13 protein-coding genes and 1 tRNA gene are annotated in these 16,283 nt (G+C 74.9%); 3 read left to right on the forward strand and 11 right to left on the reverse strand.

Annotated features, from left to right (window positions below):
• Positions 1–18: 18 nt before the first annotated feature.
• The gene (locus tag ACIBG4_RS04875; RefSeq protein ID WP_397200713.1) at positions 19–1,488 is read left to right on the forward strand and encodes a von Willebrand factor type A domain-containing protein; all 1,470 of its coding nucleotides are present in this window, start codon (positions 19–21) and stop codon (positions 1,486–1,488) included.
• 90 nt (positions 1,489–1,578) lie between these two features.
• Positions 1,579–1,651, forward strand: a tRNA-Ala gene (locus ACIBG4_RS04880).
• A gap of 94 nt (positions 1,652–1,745) precedes the next feature.
• Here the strand turns inward: ACIBG4_RS04880 and ACIBG4_RS04885 are convergent.
• The 3 genes from ACIBG4_RS04885 to ACIBG4_RS04895 form a co-directional block, all read right to left on the reverse strand.
• Complete coding sequence (locus tag ACIBG4_RS04885) at positions 1,746–2,699, reverse strand: discoidin domain-containing protein (protein ID WP_310711670.1); 954 nt, start codon at positions 2,697–2,699, stop codon at positions 1,746–1,748.
• 14 nt (positions 2,700–2,713) lie between these two features.
• The gene (locus ACIBG4_RS04890; RefSeq protein ID WP_397200714.1) at positions 2,714–4,312 is read right to left on the reverse strand and encodes an alkaline phosphatase D family protein; all 1,599 of its coding nucleotides are present in this window, start codon (positions 4,310–4,312) and stop codon (positions 2,714–2,716) included.
• A gap of 214 nt (positions 4,313–4,526) precedes the next feature.
• Entirely contained in the window at positions 4,527–5,474 is a 948-nt protein-coding gene (locus ACIBG4_RS04895; RefSeq protein ID WP_397200715.1) for a hypothetical protein, read from the reverse strand.
• Between the two features lie 116 nt (positions 5,475–5,590).
• On the opposite strand from ACIBG4_RS04895, the gene ACIBG4_RS04900 reads away from it, so the two are divergent.
• Positions 5,591–6,292 (forward strand): hemerythrin domain-containing protein, encoded by a 702-nt coding sequence (locus ACIBG4_RS04900; RefSeq protein WP_397200716.1) that lies wholly within the window; start codon positions 5,591–5,593, stop codon positions 6,290–6,292.
• Here ACIBG4_RS04900 and ACIBG4_RS04905 read toward each other — a convergent pair.
• From ACIBG4_RS04905 to ACIBG4_RS04940, 8 genes are all read right to left on the reverse strand, one after another.
• Positions 6,277–9,513: a BTAD domain-containing putative transcriptional regulator gene (locus ACIBG4_RS04905; protein ID WP_397200717.1), complete on the reverse strand. Its 3,237-nt coding sequence runs from the start codon at positions 9,511–9,513 to the stop codon at positions 6,277–6,279. The genes ACIBG4_RS04900 and ACIBG4_RS04905 overlap by 16 nt on opposite strands.
• A 91-nt stretch (positions 9,514–9,604) precedes the next feature.
• Positions 9,605–10,111, reverse strand: coding sequence for a hypothetical protein (locus tag ACIBG4_RS04910; RefSeq protein WP_397200718.1), 507 nt, complete (start codon positions 10,109–10,111; stop codon positions 9,605–9,607).
• A 127-nt stretch (positions 10,112–10,238) separates the two neighbouring features.
• The gene (locus ACIBG4_RS04915; protein WP_310711664.1) at positions 10,239–10,433 is read right to left on the reverse strand and encodes a hypothetical protein; all 195 of its coding nucleotides are present in this window, start codon (positions 10,431–10,433) and stop codon (positions 10,239–10,241) included.
• Between the two features lie 78 nt (positions 10,434–10,511).
• The gene (locus ACIBG4_RS04920; protein WP_397200719.1) at positions 10,512–13,493 is read right to left on the reverse strand and encodes a BTAD domain-containing putative transcriptional regulator; all 2,982 of its coding nucleotides are present in this window, start codon (positions 13,491–13,493) and stop codon (positions 10,512–10,514) included.
• Between the two features lie 45 nt (positions 13,494–13,538).
• Positions 13,539–14,003, reverse strand: coding sequence for a signal peptidase I (gene lepB / locus ACIBG4_RS04925; RefSeq protein ID WP_397200720.1), 465 nt, complete (start codon positions 14,001–14,003; stop codon positions 13,539–13,541).
• 75 nt (positions 14,004–14,078) lie between these two features.
• Positions 14,079–14,339 (reverse strand): LysR family transcriptional regulator, encoded by a 261-nt coding sequence (locus ACIBG4_RS04930; RefSeq protein WP_397200721.1) that lies wholly within the window; start codon positions 14,337–14,339, stop codon positions 14,079–14,081.
• A gap of 55 nt (positions 14,340–14,394) precedes the next feature.
• A complete protein-coding gene (locus ACIBG4_RS04935; RefSeq protein ID WP_397200722.1) occupies positions 14,395–15,312 on the reverse strand; it encodes an aldo/keto reductase in 918 nt (305 codons plus the stop codon).
• 1 nt (position 15,313) lies between these two features.
• On the reverse strand, positions 15,314–16,258 hold the full coding sequence (locus ACIBG4_RS04940; RefSeq protein ID WP_397200723.1) for a reductase: 945 nt from the start codon (positions 16,256–16,258) through the stop codon (positions 15,314–15,316).
• Positions 16,259–16,283 lie beyond the last annotated feature (25 nt).

The raw sequence follows: 16,283 nt of genomic DNA on the forward strand, positions 1-16,283 counted from the left end.
GGCGTCGGACTTGTCGCATTGCTCGCGCTCGCGGCCTGCGGGGGCGGGCCGGGGGGCACGGCCGGCGACTCCGCCCAGCGCGCCCCCGAGCCCGAGTCCGGCCTGCCGGCCCAGCCCCGGCCCACCCTTCGCCGCGCCGGCCCCGACGCCGGGAGGGCGGCCGACCGGAAGGGCGAGGCCCGGCGTGACGCGGTGGAGGCTCAGATCTCGACGTTCGCCCTGGACGTCGACACCGCCTCGTACGCCTACGCCCGCCGCACCCTGGGCGAGGGGCGCCGCCCCGAGCCGGCCCAGATCCGGCCCGAGGAGTTCGTCAACGCCTTCGGCCAGGACTACGCCGAGCCGGCCGGCGACGGGTTCACCGTCCACGTCGACGGGGCCCGCATGCCCGGCTCCGACACCGCGGTCGTCCGGGTGGGCCTGCGCACGCGCGGGTCCGACGCCGCCTCGCGCCGCCCCGCCGACCTCACCTTCGTGGTCGACGTCTCCGGGTCGATGGGCGAGCCCGGCCGCCTCGACCTGGTCAAGCAGGCTCTGCACACGCTCATCGACCAGCTCGCGGCCGGCGACCGGGTGTCGGTCGTGGCCTTCAGCGACACCGCCGAGACCCTCGTCCCGATGACGTCGCTCACCGCCCGGCCGGAGCTGCACGCCGCCGTGGACCGGCTGGCCGTCCAGGGCGGCACGAACCTGGAGGCGGGGCTGGTGACCGGCTACCGGCAGGCGGCCGGGGCGTTCCGCGCCGCCGCCACCAACCGGGTCGTCCTGCTGTCCGACGGGCTGGCCAACCAGGGCGCCACCGCCTGGCAGGCCATCCTGGACCGGGTCAAGGAGTACGCGGGCCGGCAGGTCACGCTGCTCACCGTCGGCGTCGGCAGGCAGTACGGCGACGAGCTCATGGAGCAGCTCGCCGACAACGGCGACGGCGCCGCCGTGTACGTCAGCAGCCGGGAGGAGGCCGAGAAGGTCTTCGCCGCCCGCCTGCCCGCCACCATCGAGCTGCGCGCCCGCGACGCCAGGGCGCAGGTCGTCTTCAACCCGTCGGTCGTGGATAGCCAGCGGCTGATCGGCTACGACAACCGGGCCATGTCCGCCGAAGAGTTCCGTGACGACGACCGTGACGGCGGCGAGGTCGGCCCCGGCCACGCGGTGACCGCCCTCTACAGCGTGCGGCTGAAGCCGGGCGCCACGGGGCAGCTCGCCCAGGCGACCGTCCGCTGGCAGGACCCCGACACGCGTGCCCCCGCGGAGGCGGGCCGGGCGGTGGACGTGGCCGCGCTGGCCCCCTCGATCTGGGAGAAGGCGCCGGTCCGGCTCCAGGTGGACGTGACGGCCGCCGCCTTCGCCCTGTACCTGCGCGACCGGGACGCGTTCGGGCTCGACCTGCCGGTGCTGGGGGAGCACGCCAGGCGGCTGGCCGAGGCGGCGGAGGACCCGATGGTGGGCGAGCTGGCCCGCCTCATCGACCAGGCCCGGACGCTCGGCTGACCTCCGCCCGTCCCCCTGGACGGGCGGATCCGCGGGCCGCCGGCCGTGCGCGGCGGCCCGGGGAGTCCGATACACTGGTGCACGCACCACGGGGCTATAGCGCAGTTGGTAGCGCGCCTCCATGGCATGGAGGAGGTCTGGGGTTCGAATCCCCATAGCTCCACCCCGCACTGTTCACGAGATCCCGTCCGATCACCTCGATCGGGCGGGATCTCGTCGTCTCACGGCCGATGCGGCAGCCCTTTCCCGCAGGCCCGTCAGTAGGCCTCCACCTCGATGACCCGGCTGAAATCGTTGGCGCCGTTGGAGGCCCGGGTGAGGATGCGGACCGCGTCCGCCGAGACCGGGGCGAAGTCGGAGCGGACCACGCCCGAGGTGTTGCCCCGCACCTCCGCCACAGTCTGCCACTGCCCGCCGGTCCGGACCTGGACGTCCCAGTCGCGCAGGCCGTACGTCGAGGCGGGGTAGCGGGCGGTGTCGATGGTGTACAGGTCCACCCGCGACAGGGTCCGCTCCTGGCCGAGCGCGATGTCCAGGGTGTCCGGCCACGTCCGGGAGGTGGCGTCGTTCCAGCCGTTGCCGCCCGCCCAGCCGTCGGAGCTGCGGTCGCCGTCCACGACGCTGCACGCGGGGTAGTTGCCGCCGGTGTGGGCCGACGACGCGGTAACGGTACGGCGCAGCGCCACGTTGCCGCCGTTGTCCAGGCCGGCGAGGTCCACGACGGTGATCGGCACCGTCAGGCTTTCCGAGCCGGTCCGCAGGGTCAGCGGGTACTCGCCGAGCGGCGCCTCCGGCGGGATGCCGATGAGCAGCTTGACGCCGAGCTCGTAGCCCGCGGGCAGGTAGCTGGAGATCATCGGCCGGGAGGCGGTCAGCGGCGGCTTGATCTCGGCGAACAGGTCGGCGTAGACGGCCTTGCCGCCGCCGTTGCGCAGACCGGCCTCGATCCACGGCGCGCAGGCCGGGTCGACGCCCGCGGGCACCTGGAGGCGCTCCGCGCCGGCGACGGGCGTGATCCGGCCCGTGCGCCCGCGCTCGCGGGAGGGCCGCAGGCGGACCTGCGGCTCGGGCTGGGACTGCGGGGCCAGCGCCGGCTCGGGGGTCCGCACGGCCGGCTCCGGGGGTTCGCCCGCGTCGGCCACGGCCGCCACCACGGGGCCGGACAGGAGCCCGAGCGCGAGGATCCCGGCGGCCAGTCGGTGTCTGTTCACGGTCATCTCCTTCCTCACGCCACGTTCAGGCCGGGCCGGCCGTCGACGGTGACGAAACTGGCCTTGGTCTCCACCGGCGCGCCGGGCCGGTCGATGTAGGGGACCACCCGGTAGTCGGTGCGCCAGGCGTCAGGGGTCACCTCGCAGCTCACGTAGCCGCGCTGGTAGCCGGAGAACCTGATGTGCGGGTTGACCGGGTCGGACCCGCCGGCGGGGACGCCGGTCGAGGCGCTGCCGTTGCCGCCGCTGGTGACGGAGGTGCAGACCAGCTCGACGCCGATGGTGGGGGAGGCGGGGTCGTTGAAGTCGGCCTTGAGCTCGCCGGCGAGGTTGTAGTGGATGTCGCCGGTGAGCACGACCGGGTTGGAAACGCCGCGCTCGACGATGCCGTTGAGCACGCGGTCCTTGGCGGCCTTGTAGCCGTCCCACAGGTCCATGCTGAGCTTCTGCGCCGGTCCGGGGTCGAAGTCGAGCTGGCACATGGCGATCTGCTGGGCGAGGACGTTCCACTTGGCGGGCGAGCGGCCGAGGCTGTCCAGCAGCCACTTCTCCTGCTCGTCGCCGAGCATGGTGCGGGAGGGGTCGAGGCGTTCGGCGCAGTCGATCTGCTGCCCGTCGCCGCACACCTGGTCGGATCGGTACTGGCGGGTGTCGAGCACGTTGAACCGGGCCAGCCTGCCGAAGTCGAACCGCCGGTAGAGCCGGCTGTCGGGCCCGTCGGGCAGCTGCGGTAACCGCAGGGGCAGGTTCTCCCAGTAGGCGCGGTAGGCGTTGGCCCTGATCACCAGGAAGTCCTGCTCGGTGACGTTGCCGCCGGGGCCGACGTCGCCGGCGTAGTTGTCGAGCACCTCGTGGTCGTCCCAGGTGACGATCCAGGGGGCCGCGTGGTGGGCCGCCTGCAGGTCCGGGTCGCTCTTGTAGAGGCCGTACTGGATGCGGTAGCGGTCGAGGGTGTCGCACTGGACGCGGAAGGGGTCCGGCACGGGCGTGTTCCGGCGGCCGCCCGTGGGCACGATGCCGTACTCGTAGATGTAGTCGCCGAGGTGGAAGACCACGTCGGGGTTCTCCGCGGCGAGGTGCCGGTAGGCGGTGTAGAAGCCGTCGGGCCACGACGCGCACGACGCGAACGCGATCTTGAGCCGGTCGGCGGTGACGGGCGCGGTCCTGGTGCGGCCGACCGGGCTGATCTCGCCGCCGGTCCTGAACCGGTAGAAGTAGTCGCGTCCCGGTTTGAGCCCGCGCACGTCCACGTGCACGGAGTGGCCGTACTCCGGTGTCGCCCAGGTGTCGCCGTGCCGTACGCGGCGCTTGAACTGATCGTCCTCGGCCACCTCCCAGGAGACGCGAATACGGGTGTACGGCATGCCGCCGAGCGGTTCGAGGGGGCGGGAGGCGAGGCGGGTCCAGAGCACGACGCCGTCGGGCAGCGGATCTCCCGAGGCGACGCCGAGCTGGAAGGGGTAGTCGGCCGAACGGGAGACGGTGGACTCCGCCGTCCACGGGTCGGCCAGGCGGGTGGTGAACGCCAGCGCGAACGCGGCGCCGGTCATGCCGAGGAAGCCTCGGCGGGAACGGTCGAGAAGGTGGCCGGCGAGCCGCCGATCGTCGTCCATGCGTCTCCCAGGGGGGAGGGCGGGAGAGGGGTCTCCCACGGGGGGCGGAACGGGAGTCGATCTGCTGCAGCCCCCAATTCTTAGCAAGAGTCATGTGGTTTTAACTAGATCTTGCGTTAACTTCTCGGATGAACTAACAGTTAAAGGTGGGGGTGGGCCCGGTGCCCGCGCGGCCGCCGGGCCCGCTGCGAACCGGCGGCCTGAACCCGCTGCGTCAGCGCGCCTGGAGGCGGACCTTCGGCACCGGCTGGGCGCGGCGGGCGGCCTCGGCCTTCAGCCGGCGCCTGAGCTGCCTGCCGTGGCCGAGAAAGGAACGGGTCCGCAGGCGGCGGTCCTCGGGCAGGCTCCAGTCGGGCAGCGCGCGGTCGATCGCGACGGTCAGCCGGTCGTCGCCAGGGGCGGTGGCGGTGCCGAGCAGCACGACGTTCTCCTGCCACCGCATGCCGGGATCGTGCCGGTGGAAGGTCAGGCACACCGGTCCCGGCCCGACGGTCACACCGGCGGGGAGACGCAGCTCGTACCCGGTCGCGGTGGCGGAGAAGGCACGCGCGGGCACGGTCACGGGCAGGCCGTCGGCCAGCGCCGACACGGTCGGCCGGCCCAGGTCGCGGGCCCGGCGGGCGTACGGGCGCCAGTCGGCGGGCGGAGCGGAGCGGCCGGGCAGGCGGGGGCCCGACGGGGCCGGGTCGGAGGAGGGGGCCGTGGTGCCGGGCGGGCAGGTCCAGGTCAGCGGGTCGCGGGTCAGGTCGCCGCCGGGCCACCAGGTGATCCGCTCGGGTGTCACCTCGACGTAGATCCGGGCGAAGTACCAGGTCAGGCGCTTGACCAGGAACCGCGGCAGCCCCGAGAAGGCGTCCGGGACCTTGGCCCGGGAGTCGCGGACGTACCGGTCGGTGTTGGCCTGCAGGTCGGCGTCGCGGACCGTGGCGCGGCCCTGCACCAGCACCACCGGGTCGCCCTCGAACAGCAGGGCGACGCGCGGATCGCGGCGCGCCCGCTCGGCCTTGTCGGGATAGGTCAGGCCGGTGCTGACGTCGATCGTGCCGCGGGGACCGGTGTACGGGGTGACCGGCCAGGTGATGGGCCGCTCGTCGCGGGTGAGCGAGGTGTAGGCGCACACCATGGAGCTCCGGAACGTCGGGGAGGGGGGCGTGAGCGTCATGACCGCACACGCTAATGACGGGCCCTTGAGCCGCTCTTGGGGCCGAGCCTCCAGAGCCGCCCAAGAGCGGAGGGCCACCATGGCGCCATCCCTCCAGGACGACAAGGAAGACGACCATGCGAACCGCCGCCCGCCCGAACGTGCCGCAGATCACGCTTCCCGGCCAGGCCGCCGCCGCGCCGGGGCCGCTCGACATGAGCAACATGTACCTGGCGCACTTCGGCTTCCGCCGCGACCTCGGACACCTGATCACCGCGGTCGGCCGGGTCCGCCTCGACGACCGCCGGCGCGTCACCGCCCTGCGCGGGCACCACGCGTGGGTGCTGTTCGTGCTGCACCACCATCACACCGCCGAGGACGAGACGATCTGGCCGCTGCTGCGGGAGCGGGCGCCGCAGGCGGTCGGCACGATCGACGCGCTGGAGGCCGAGCACGCGGCCTGCGACAACTGGATCCGCGAGAGCACCGCGGCCTTCCAGGCGTTCGACGCCGGCCCGTCCGAGCCGGGGCGCGAGCGGCTCATGGTCGCCCTGCGCGCGCTGGCCGACACCCTGGGCGCGCACCTGGCGCACGAGGAGATCGACGGGATCCCGCTGATGATGGCCCACATCACGCCGGAGGAGGACGCGGAGACGCACAAGACGATCAGCAAGCAGTACGGCCTCCGCGGGCTGGTCACGCTGCTCGGCTGGATCACCTCCGAGCTGCCGGCCGATGTCGAGGCCCACCTGCGCAGGACGTCCCCCAAGCCGTTGCTGCTGCTCAGCACCCTGGCCGGCGGTCGCTACCGCAGGCGCGCCGCCTACCTGTGGGGCTGAGCCAGCTCCCGCTCCACGCCCTCGGCGTGCTCGGCGTGCCGCCGCGCCGCCTCGGTGTCGCCCATGGCCTCGGCCAGTTGCGCCAGTGACCGGCTGACCGGCCACATCAGCATGCTCAGCCCGGCGATCCCCATCCGGTCGGCGTACGGCGAGGCCGCCGCGTAGAGGTCGGCGCAGGCCCTGCGGTCGCCCAGCGCCGCCCAGACCTCGCAGCGGACGACCAGCCAGAACAGGTAGACGAACGTGCGGGGGATCGGCGGTTGCCGCTCCCACGGCCCGAGCACCCGCCGGGCCTCCTCCAGCCGGCCGCTGACCACCAGGTAGTGGGCGTACCCGTCCAGGTTGAACCGGTCGAGCTGATCGTGGGAGATGTCCTGCGGCGGCTGCACCGCGTCCGCCGCCCCGCGGCGCAGGCGCATGAGCGCGACCTGGTACGTGGCGCCGGCCGTGGTGGTCTCCACTCCCCACATCGAGGTGGTCCGCTGCTCGGCGGCGGTGGCCGCGAGCAGCGACTCGGCCGCCTCCAGGTCGCCGCGGTTGACGAGGACGCCGAGCCGCAGCCAGTTCAGCATGATGCGCAGGTACGGCATGTGCGTGCGGCCGATCAGCCGCTCGGCCTCGGCCAGCACGTCCAGAGCCTCCCGCACCCGGCACAGCTCCAGCAGCGTGCCGCCCTGGCAGGTGAGCCCGATCGTGCGCAGCTCGTCGTCGCCCGCCTCCAGCCCGGCGCGGGCCATCTCCTCGCCCGCCGCCAGCCGCGGGAGCACCGAGTCCGGGTCGAGCAGCGCGTAGTAGCGGGCGAACAGCACCCGGCCCAGCAGCGTCGCGTCGTTCTCCTGGCGGGCCAGCCGCACCGCCTCAGCGCTCCACCGGTCCCGCTGCGCGGGGTCCCGCCCCGGCTGGTAGTACGACTGGAGCGCCAGGCAGGCCAGCACCCGGGCGCGGGCGGACGGCTCCAGCTCCTCGTCGGCGGCCAGCTCCGTCAGGTCCGCCATCAGGTCGGCGTCGTGGTCGCCGTAGACCTTCCAGGGTTGCAGGATGCGCCCGCCGTACCCGGTCGCGGCCTCGATCCAGCGCCGCCGGTCGCCCGTCTGCTTGGCCAGGCGGCGGATCCGCGTCAGCTCCGCCTCCTGCCCCAGCGAGTCGCCCGCCCCGAACCTGGCCTCGGCCAGGGCGGACAGCAGGTCCATGCGTTCGGCCTCGCCCAGCTCCGGGTCGTCCTCGGCCACCCGCTCGGCCCGTTCCAGCAGCTCGACGGCCGCGTCGTACGCGCGAAGCCGCTTGGCCTCCTCGGCCGCCCGCCACGCCGCCCGCCAGGCACGAGCGGTGTGGCCCGCGGGGATCGCCTGGAGCCAGTGGTGCGCGGCGGCGGACAGCCGGTCGGAGGCCGAGCCGCCGGTTCGCGACTCGATCGCGGCGGCCACGGCGGCGTGCAGCCGGGCCCGGCGCAGCACCGGCACCACCTCGGTGAGCGCCTCCTGGACCAGCGCGTGCACGAACAGGAACCGGCCGGGCCGCCCCTCCGCGACCAGGTGGGCGGCGATGGCCGGCTCCAGCCGGTCCAGCGCCGCGTCCAGGTCGAGCCCGGCGGCCTCGGCCACGATCGCCACGTCGAACTCGCGCCCGGCCACCGCCGCCACCCGCAACAACGCGGCCGACGCCTCGGGCAGCCGGTTGACCCGGCCGAGCACGACGTCCCGCGCGCCCAGCGGCAGCGTGCCGTGGCCCGGCGATCCGGCTTCCAGGTAACGCATCAGCTCCGTGACGAAGAACGGGTTGCCGTTCGTGCGGTCCCTGAGCGCCGACACGTCCGTGCCCGCCGGGGTCAGCTCGGCCAGGTCGGCCGCCGAAAGGCCGGACAGCGGCAGCCGGACCGCCTGCCGGCGCGACAGCGCCTCGAACGCCTCGGCCAGCGCGCCCTCCGGCGGCGGCCAGTCGCGTGCCGTCCCCACCAGGGCCAGCCTGCCGTCCAGCACGTACTCGGCCAGGTAACCCAGCAGCCGCAGCGAGGACCGGTCCGCCCAGTGCAGGTCGTCCAGCACCACCAGCACCGGCCGCCGGCCCGCGGTCAGCGCCCGCGCGGCCGCCTCGTAGGTGCGAAACCGCGCACCCTCGGGGTCGGTCCCGGTCGCGGAGCCGACTCCGGGCAGGTTGGCCCGCACGTCGGCGGGCAGGGGCGGCAGCGTTTCGGCCAGCCGCTCCAGCACCGTCACCCACGGCCAGAACGCCGGCGCGCCCTCCGTCGCCGCGCACCGTCCCACCGCGACCGTGAAACCCCGGGCGCGGGCCCGGCTCACCAGCTCCTCGGCCAGTCGCGTCTTGCCGATCCCCGGCTCCCCGGTGACCAGCGAGAACCCCGGCCGGCCCGCCGCCGCCGCTTCCAGCAGCCCGTCCAGCGCGGCCAGCTCCTCCTTCCGGCCCGTGATCCCCTGCCCGGCCACCCGCGGCTTGGGCGGCGGCCGGTGGGGGAGCAGCGCGGGGGACTGTCCGAGGATGTCGCGTTCCAGCTCGCGCAGCTCCTCGCCCGGGTCGATGCCGAGCTCCTCGGCCAGGATCCGGCGGGCCGTGCGCAGCGTTTCCAGGGCCTCGCCCTGGCGGCCGCTCCGGTAGAGCGCCAGCGCCCGCAGCGCCCACAGCCGTTCGCGCAGCGGGTGCTCGTACGTCAGCGCCTCCAGCTCGCCCAGCAGCTCGCCGTGGCGGTCCTGCTGGATGACGGCGCTCACCCGCAGCTCGCGGGCCCGCTCCCGGGCCTCGGTGAGCCGCGCCCTGACAGCGCCCACGTACGCCTGGTCGTCCAGGTCCTGGTACGGCTCGCCACGCCACAGCGCGAGCGCCGCGGCCGCCAGCCGCTCCGCCTCGGCGGGCTCGGCCGCCTGCTCGGCCTGCCCGACCAGGCGCAGGAAACGCGTGGTGTCCACGTGCTCCTGATCGATGGCCAGCGTGTAGCCGACCGGCCCGAACGTCAGCAGGCTCCGCGCCCTGGCGCGGCGTCCCGGCTCCAGCAGGCGGCGCAGGTTGGACACGTACGAGTGCAGCGACGCCTGCGCCTCGGCCGGCGGCTCCTCGCCCCACAACCGGTCGATCAGCGTGGCCGGGGCCACCGGCCGGCCCTCCGCCAGCACCAGCACGCTCGCCATCGCCCGCAGCTTCAGCGAGCCGATCCGAAGCGACCGCCCGTCGTCGCCGACGATCTCCAGCGGGCCCAGCACGCGGATGTCCACAGCCCTACCACTCTCCTGAAGTGCCCTGATCTTACGACACGAGAGAAGTCGGGATTGTTCTCAGATGGGCGCCGCTCCTCGCCCGCCATGGTCACCCGCGATGCGCCAGCGGGGCGAGGCCGGTCAGCTCCGTGTCCGCGGCCACGACCGTGCCGTCGGAGCCGGTGCGCAGGAAGGTCGGGAACGCCTTGACGCCGACCGACTCCGCGATCCGCAGGGCGTCGTCGCCGGTCACGACGCCGGCCACACCGCTCATGAGATCCAGCAGGTCGCCCGCCTCGGCGGGATCGCCGGTGACGACGGCCAGGGCGCCGCCGTTCTCGCCGCGGGCCGTCTCGGCGAACTCCGGCGCCCGCTCGTGACACGTGTCGCACCCGACGTCGAAGAAGCCCACCAGCCGCGCACCGGCCGCGTCCTCGGGCAGCGCCCGCCCGACCAGCACCGTCGGGTCGTACGCCAGGGGGGTCATCGGCCCGCCGGCCAGGCGCTGCAGCTCGGCGGTGTGCTCGCGCAGCCGCCGGAGCACGCCCATCATGAGCAGCAGGTTCAGCAGGCACAGCACGCCGACGAGCACGACTGCGGCGATCAGGAAAGCCATGGGGTGACCTCACATCAGACGGTGGACAGCTCCATCAGGTCGCCGGCACGCGCGGCGGCGGCGAGCCGGCGGCGGGCCTGGCGCCGGTCCGGCGGCGGAGGCCGCCGCCGGACCGGCGCGACAAGGCTCAGGCTCCGCAGGTCCTGAACACGTAGCAGGATCCGCAGGCGGTCCTGCCGTTGATGATCGTGCAGAGCTTCCGGTAGTCGGAGCGCTCCGTGCAGTAGCAGTGAACGTAGTACTCGTAGGCGGCCTTCGCGGACGTCTTCGGGACCAGCTTCTCGAGCATGCGGTCGCCGAGCCTGCCCAGGACGTTGGACATGGATCCACGCTCCTTCCGTTGTGATGCGGTCAGGCCAAAAAGCTATTTGGGGGGCATACAGCGACTCATACAGTTGCGCTACAACCGGCCCGTGAGCAGCCGCTCCAGGGCCGGGTCGCGGCGCAGCGCGCGGTCCGCGAACAGCTCCCCGGCCCGGCGCGCGTCCGCATCGGCGCGCGGATCGGCCATCGCCGAGCGGGCCCGGGCGAGCTGCCGCGCCCCGGCCGCCTGGCCGTACGCGTCGCCGATCCGCGCGGTCAGCTCCAGGACGCGGACCAGGTCCGCCTCGGCCGCGGCCGGGTCGCCCTGGCGCAGCAGGATCTCGGACCTGGCCAGCAGCGCCTCCCACTCGTCCTCCCGGTTGCCCGTGTCCCGGCAGCGGGCCAGCGCCTCGGCCAGCGTCGCCAGCGCCCTGTCCCGCTGGTCCAGCAGCCCGTACGCGCGGCCGAGCGCCGCCAGCGTGATGCTCTCGCCGTACAGGTCGCCGTCGGCGCGCCGGACGGCGAGGCAGTGCTCGAACCGGTCGGCCGCCTCGGCGTGCCTGCCCAGCCGGAGCAGCACCTCGCCCAGGTTGTGGCCGACCAGCCCGAGGCGGCTGGACCCGTGGGCCTCCAGCAGCCGCAGGCTCGCGGTGATGTGGTCGAGGGCCGCGCCGAGGTCGCCGGTCTTCATGCTCAGCCAGCCCAGGTTGTGCAGGGCCAGGCCCTCGGACTCGCGGTCGCCCACCTCGTGCCAGAGGCCCAGGGCGCGGCTCATGAGGTCGCGCGCCGCCTCCGCCTGGCCGCCCCGCCACTCCAGCAGCCCCAGCGTGACGAGCGTGGCCGCCTCCGTGGCGCGGTCGCCCTCGCGTCGCGCCACGCTGATCGCCAGGCGGGAGAGGGTCTCCAGCTCCCGCCAGTGGCCGCCCTTCATCGCCACGGACTTGACCAGCGGCATCAGCTCCGTGACGAAGCGCGCGACGTCCGGCTCACCGCGCGCGGCCTGCGCGGCCGCCGCCACCAGGCAGCGCAGCTCCGCGTCCAGCCAGCGCGCGGCCGCGACCGGGCCGGACAGCAGCGGCCCGGGTTCGCGTCCCCCGCCCCTGCGGCGCCCCCCGCCGCCGCGCAGGTGCGGTTGCAGCAGGTCGTGCGTCTGCCGGCAGAGGTCGAGGTACGCGTCGAGGGCGCGGCGCAACGCCCGTGCCCGCTCCCTCGGCGGGTCGTGGGCGGCGGCGAGCTCGGCGGCGAACAGCCGCAGCAGATCGTGGACGCGGAAGCGCCCGTCGCCCACCGGCTCCAGCAGCCGCGCCTCGGCCAGCTCGTCCAGTGCCGCCTCGGCCGCCTTGTGGCCCGTGCCGGCCATCGCGGCGACCGGCTCCACGCCCATCTCCGGCACCTCCAGCACGCCGAACAGGCGGAACACGGCCTGGGCGGCGCCCGTCAGCGTGCCGTACCCCACCTCGAAGCAGGAGCGCAGGCTCAGCCCGGCCGCCTGGAGCTCGTCCAGCCTGCCCCGCTGGTCGCGCAGCCGCTCGCCGAAGCGCGCGAACGACCAGTCGGGCCGCGCCGCCAGGCGGGCGCCGGCGATGCGCAACGCCAGCGGGTGCCCGCCGCACCAGCGGGCGATCTCGGCCGCCGCCTCCGGCTCGGCCGCCAGGCGCGCCTCCCCGGCCAGCGCGGCCAGCATCCGCACGCAGTCGGCCTCGCCGAGCAGCCCGACGGCCACGGGTACGGCGTCCACGGTCGTCAGCGCCGCCCGGCTGGTGACCAGGACCGCGCAGCCGCCTCCCGCCGGCAGCAGCGGCGCCACCTGGGCGGCCCCCACGGCGTTGTCGAGCACGACCAGGACCCGCCTGCCCGCCAGCGACGACTGGTAGAGCGCCGCCGCCTCGGCCGGGGCGGCCGGGACCCCGTCCGGAGCCACCCCGAGGGCGCGCAGGAACCGGCCCAGCGCCTCGGCCGGGCTCAGCGCCGGCAGCCCGGGGGAAGAGCCCTGGAGGTCGACGTAGAGCTGGCCGTCGGGGTAGTGGTGGGCGACGGCGTGGGCGGCGTGCACCGCGAGCGCCGACTTGCCGACCCCGCCGGGGCCGTGCAGCGCCAGCACCGCCGGGCCGGCGCCGGACTCGGGGGCGACGGTCAGCACGGTTCGCAGGCGGGCCAGCTCCGCCGTACGGCCGACGAACACCTTGGGCGCGAGGGGCAGCTGGCGCGGCCCGACACTGCCCGCGCACCGGGCCTGGGCGCATCCGGCGCCCGCCGCCGGCGGGAGCGGGCCGGAGAGGAGCGGGCCCGGGAGGAGCGGGCCGGGGGCGGCCGGGGAGGGCTCCGGAGGAGCGGGCGTGGCGGGCGCCAGGAGGCTCGCGTCGCGGCGCAGCACCGCCTGGTGCAGGCGCAGCAGGTCCGGGCCCGGGTCGATGCCGAGCTCCTCGGCGAGCACCCGGCGGGCCACCGCGAACGCCTCCAGCGCCCCCACCATGTCGCCGCTGCGGTACAACGCCACCATGAGCTGCCCGTGGAGCCGCTCGCGCAGCGGGTACTGGGCGACGACCTCGCGCAGCCGTCCGACCGCCGCCGGGTACCGGCCGAGGGCGAGCTGGATCTCGGTGTGCTCCTCCACCACTCCCAGGTAGCGGTCGGTGAGGCGGGCGACCACCTCCCGCAGGGTCGGCCCGAGCGGCACGTCCTCGGCCGCCATCCCCTCCCACAGGGACAGGGCCCGGCTGTAGGCGTCCAGCGCGGTCCCCAGGTCGCGCCGGGCCAGCGCCCGGCCGCCGTGCCCGGACAGCTCCTCGAACTGGAACAGGTCGAACTCCCCCGGCCCCACCCGCAGCAGGTAGCCGGCCTCAGAGGTGACCAGCCGCTCGGCCGCCGGGTCGGCGGAGGGCGGCAGCAGCTTGCGCAGTTGCGTGAGGTACGTGCGCAGGTTCGCCACGGCCGAGCGGGGCGGACGGTCGTCCCAGACCTCCGTCACCAGCGACCGGATCGGGACGACGTGACCGGCCCGCGCCAGCAGCATGGCGAGCACGGTGCGTTGCTTGGGCGCCGTGATCCTGACGGCCGAGCCGCCGGCCTGGATCCGCATCGGGCCAAGAAGTCGGAACTCCACAGGCGTGCCCTCCGCTCCGCTCTAGAGAGAGCTCCCGCCCAGCCGGCGCAGCGCGACCCCGAGCAGGCTGCCGGCGTGGAAGAAGCCGCGCTGCCGGGAGTCGACGCTCTGGGGGCCGTTGTCGCCGAGGACCACGAGCGCGCCCGCGGGCACCCGCTCCTCGGCGTCGCCGCCGGGCACGCCGGGTGGCACGGGGTCGCCGGGCAAGGCCACGGCGCGCTTGATGTTCCAGCGCCGTCCGTCCGCCCCCGGCGGGCCGGGCAGGACCCGCCCGGCGGGATCCGGCGGCGGCTCCAGCACGACGACGTCGCCTCGGGACACCTGGTCGATCGTCCGCCGCCGTACCAGGACGCGGTCGCCGTCGTCGAGCGTCGGGGCCATGCTGGGCCCCTCGACGGTGACCACCACGTAACGCCGGCGGGCCAGGAGGGCTCCCACGACCGCCACGGCAACACCGGCGAGCAAGCCGCCGTTGATCAGCTTCATCGCGCTCTTCCCCGGTCGAGCCAGAATCGATCTTTGTCAGGAACGATCTCCGTTGGTGCGCGACGCTGTCAACCGCTAACGGGAGGACCTCGTCCGGGCCGGGCCGGAGCCCGAGGTCAGGTGGGCCAAAAGCGCGCCCGCGGCCGGGTTGGCGGGGGCGGGGGTGAGCGCGGGGCGGCGCCCGGTCCGTTCGAACAGCTCTGCGCCCAGCTCGCGCTCCAGCTTGCGGATGGAGGCGCTGAGCGCGGACTGGACGATCACCTCGGCCCGCGCGGCGGCGGTGAAGCTGCCGTGCGTGGTGACGGCGACGAAATGACGGACCTGGCGGATCTCCACCCATCTATCGCCCTGACCGACCACCAGGCCTTCCTGACACAGTGACCACCCGGGATCATCGGGCGATGGTGAGTCGGGAGAGCTCGGCGGGGGTCAGGGTGAGGGCCGCGGCGGCGGCCGAGTCGCGGATCGTCTCCGGGCGGCTGGCGCCCGGGATGGGGATGACCACCGGGGAGCGGGCCAGGAGCCACGCGAGGGCGACGCGCTGCGGGCTGACCCCGCGCTCGGCCGCGATCTCGTGGAACGCGGCGAACCGCGGCGCGGGCCGCTGCTCCCGGGAGGGGCCGTCCAGGGAGCTGCGCGACAGGCCGCCGAGCGGGCTCCACGGCAGGAACGCGAGCCCGAGGCGTTCGCACAGCTCCAGCTCGGGCTCGCCGTCGCGGACCGCGGGGGAGTAGCGGTTCTGGACGGAGACCAGGCCGTCACCGAGGATGTCGCGGGCCTCCAGGATCTGGGCGGTGTCCACGTTCGACAGCCCCGCCATGCGGATCTTGCCCTCGTCGAGGAGGTCGCGCAGCGCGCCGACGGAGTCGGCCCACGGGACGTCCGGATCCGGCTTGTGGAGCTGGTAGAGGTCGAGGGTTTGCACGCCGAGCCGCCGCAGCGACCCCTCGCAGGCCCGTCGCAGCTGTTCCGGCGTGCCGGTCACGGTCCAGGAGCCGTCCCCGGGCCGGCCGCGCCCGCCTTTCGTGGCGACGAGCACGCGGTCGCGGTCGCCGCCGTATGAGGCGAGGGCGCGGGCGATCAGCTCCTCGTTGTGGCCGGTCTCGCCCGTGTGCCAGTGGTAGGAGTCGGCCGTGTCGATGAGCGTGACGCCCGCGTCGAGGGCGGCGTGGACGGTCGCCACGGCCCGCGCCTCGCCGGGGCGGCCCTCGATGGACAGGGGCATGGCGCCGAGGCCGATCGCGCCGACGCCCGTGTGGCCGAGGCGGCGGCTCCGCGTCGCTGCGGCGGGTGGAGGCTTCGTGCTCATGTCAGGCCGCCTTCAGGTCGTGCAGGGTCGTGGCGACGGCCTCGGGAAGCCAGTCGGCGGTGGTCGTGAACGCGAAGCCGTGCCGGGAGGCCAGCCCGTTGTCCATGGCGTAGTGGCGGTCGAAGGAGAACGGCGACGCCTCCTCGCCGGGGCTCACCACGCGGTACACCGGCGTCCGGCCGGTCCGGGCCGCGACGGCGTCGCACAGCTCGGTCACGCCGAGCGGCCCGTGGGAGCAGGCGTTGAGCGCTCCGGTGTGGTCCGTGGACGCCGCCCAGGCCAGCAGCCCGGCCATCTCCTCGTCGTTGGTGAAGGAGGTGCGGAACGGGTCGCGGTGGACCGCGACGGGCCGGCCGGTGAGGATCCGCTCGGCGTAGTGCCGGAGCCGGCCGGTGAAGTCGTGCCCCCGTAGGCCGAGCACGTGGGCGGCGCGCACCGCGAGGAACGCGAACGGGCTCTCCCGGGCCAGCACCGCCTCGGCCCGCCGCTTGTCCTCGGCGTACCGGACGGCCCCGGCGGGCAGCCGGGAGCCGAGAGGCGCCGCCGGACCACCGTCCGCCGGCCACGAGGACGGGTCCAGCGCGCTCTCCGGCACGAGGACGCCCGGTGGGGCGGGGGTGACCAGTCCGGACGTGGCCGGGTCGTACACCTCCATGGTGGAGGTCATGACGTACCGCGGCGTGCGTCCCCCGAAGACCCGCCGCGCGACCGCCGCCTGCGGCGGCGTGTAGCAGACCTGGTCCACCACCACGTCGAACGTGCGCGCCCCGAGGGCGGCGCGCAGCGCCTGCTCGTCGTCGCGGTCGGCGACGACGTGCGCGACGCCCGGAGGCGGTGGGGCCGAGCCGCGGTTGACCACCGTGACGGCGGCGCCCGCGTCGCGGAGCCGTTCGAGGAGGCGCAGTCCGAAGTAACGGCTGCCGCCGATGACGCATACGCTCTTCACGGCACAGAGCCTGCCGGGACGCGGC

Origin of the sequence: Nonomuraea sp. NPDC050383 (genome assembly GCF_044459125.1) — a bacterium.
In the GTDB taxonomy this organism is placed as follows: domain Bacteria; phylum Actinomycetota; class Actinomycetes; order Streptosporangiales; family Streptosporangiaceae; genus Nonomuraea.

Excerpts from the sequence above, each read along its gene's own strand:
- ACIBG4_RS04890 (WP_397200714.1), bottom strand. The coding sequence starts at position 4,312 with ATGGACGACGATCGGCGGCTCGCCGGCCACCTTCTCGACCGTTCCCGC.
- ACIBG4_RS04895 (WP_397200715.1), bottom strand. The coding sequence starts at position 5,474 with ATGACGCTCACGCCCCCCTCCCCGACGTTCCGGAGCTCCATGGTGTGC.
- ACIBG4_RS04900 (WP_397200716.1), top strand. The coding sequence starts at position 5,591 with ATGCGAACCGCCGCCCGCCCGAACGTGCCGCAGATCACGCTTCCCGGC.
- ACIBG4_RS04910 (WP_397200718.1), bottom strand. The coding sequence starts at position 10,111 with ATGGCTTTCCTGATCGCCGCAGTCGTGCTCGTCGGCGTGCTGTGCCTG.
- ACIBG4_RS04915 (WP_310711664.1), bottom strand. The coding sequence starts at position 10,433 with ATGTCCAACGTCCTGGGCAGGCTCGGCGACCGCATGCTCGAGAAGCTG.
- ACIBG4_RS04920 (WP_397200719.1), bottom strand. The coding sequence starts at position 13,493 with ATGCGGATCCAGGCCGGCGGCTCGGCCGTCAGGATCACGGCGCCCAAG.
- lepB (WP_397200720.1), bottom strand. The coding sequence starts at position 14,003 with ATGAAGCTGATCAACGGCGGCTTGCTCGCCGGTGTTGCCGTGGCGGTC.
- ACIBG4_RS04935 (WP_397200722.1), bottom strand. The coding sequence starts at position 15,312 with ATGAGCACGAAGCCTCCACCCGCCGCAGCGACGCGGAGCCGCCGCCTC.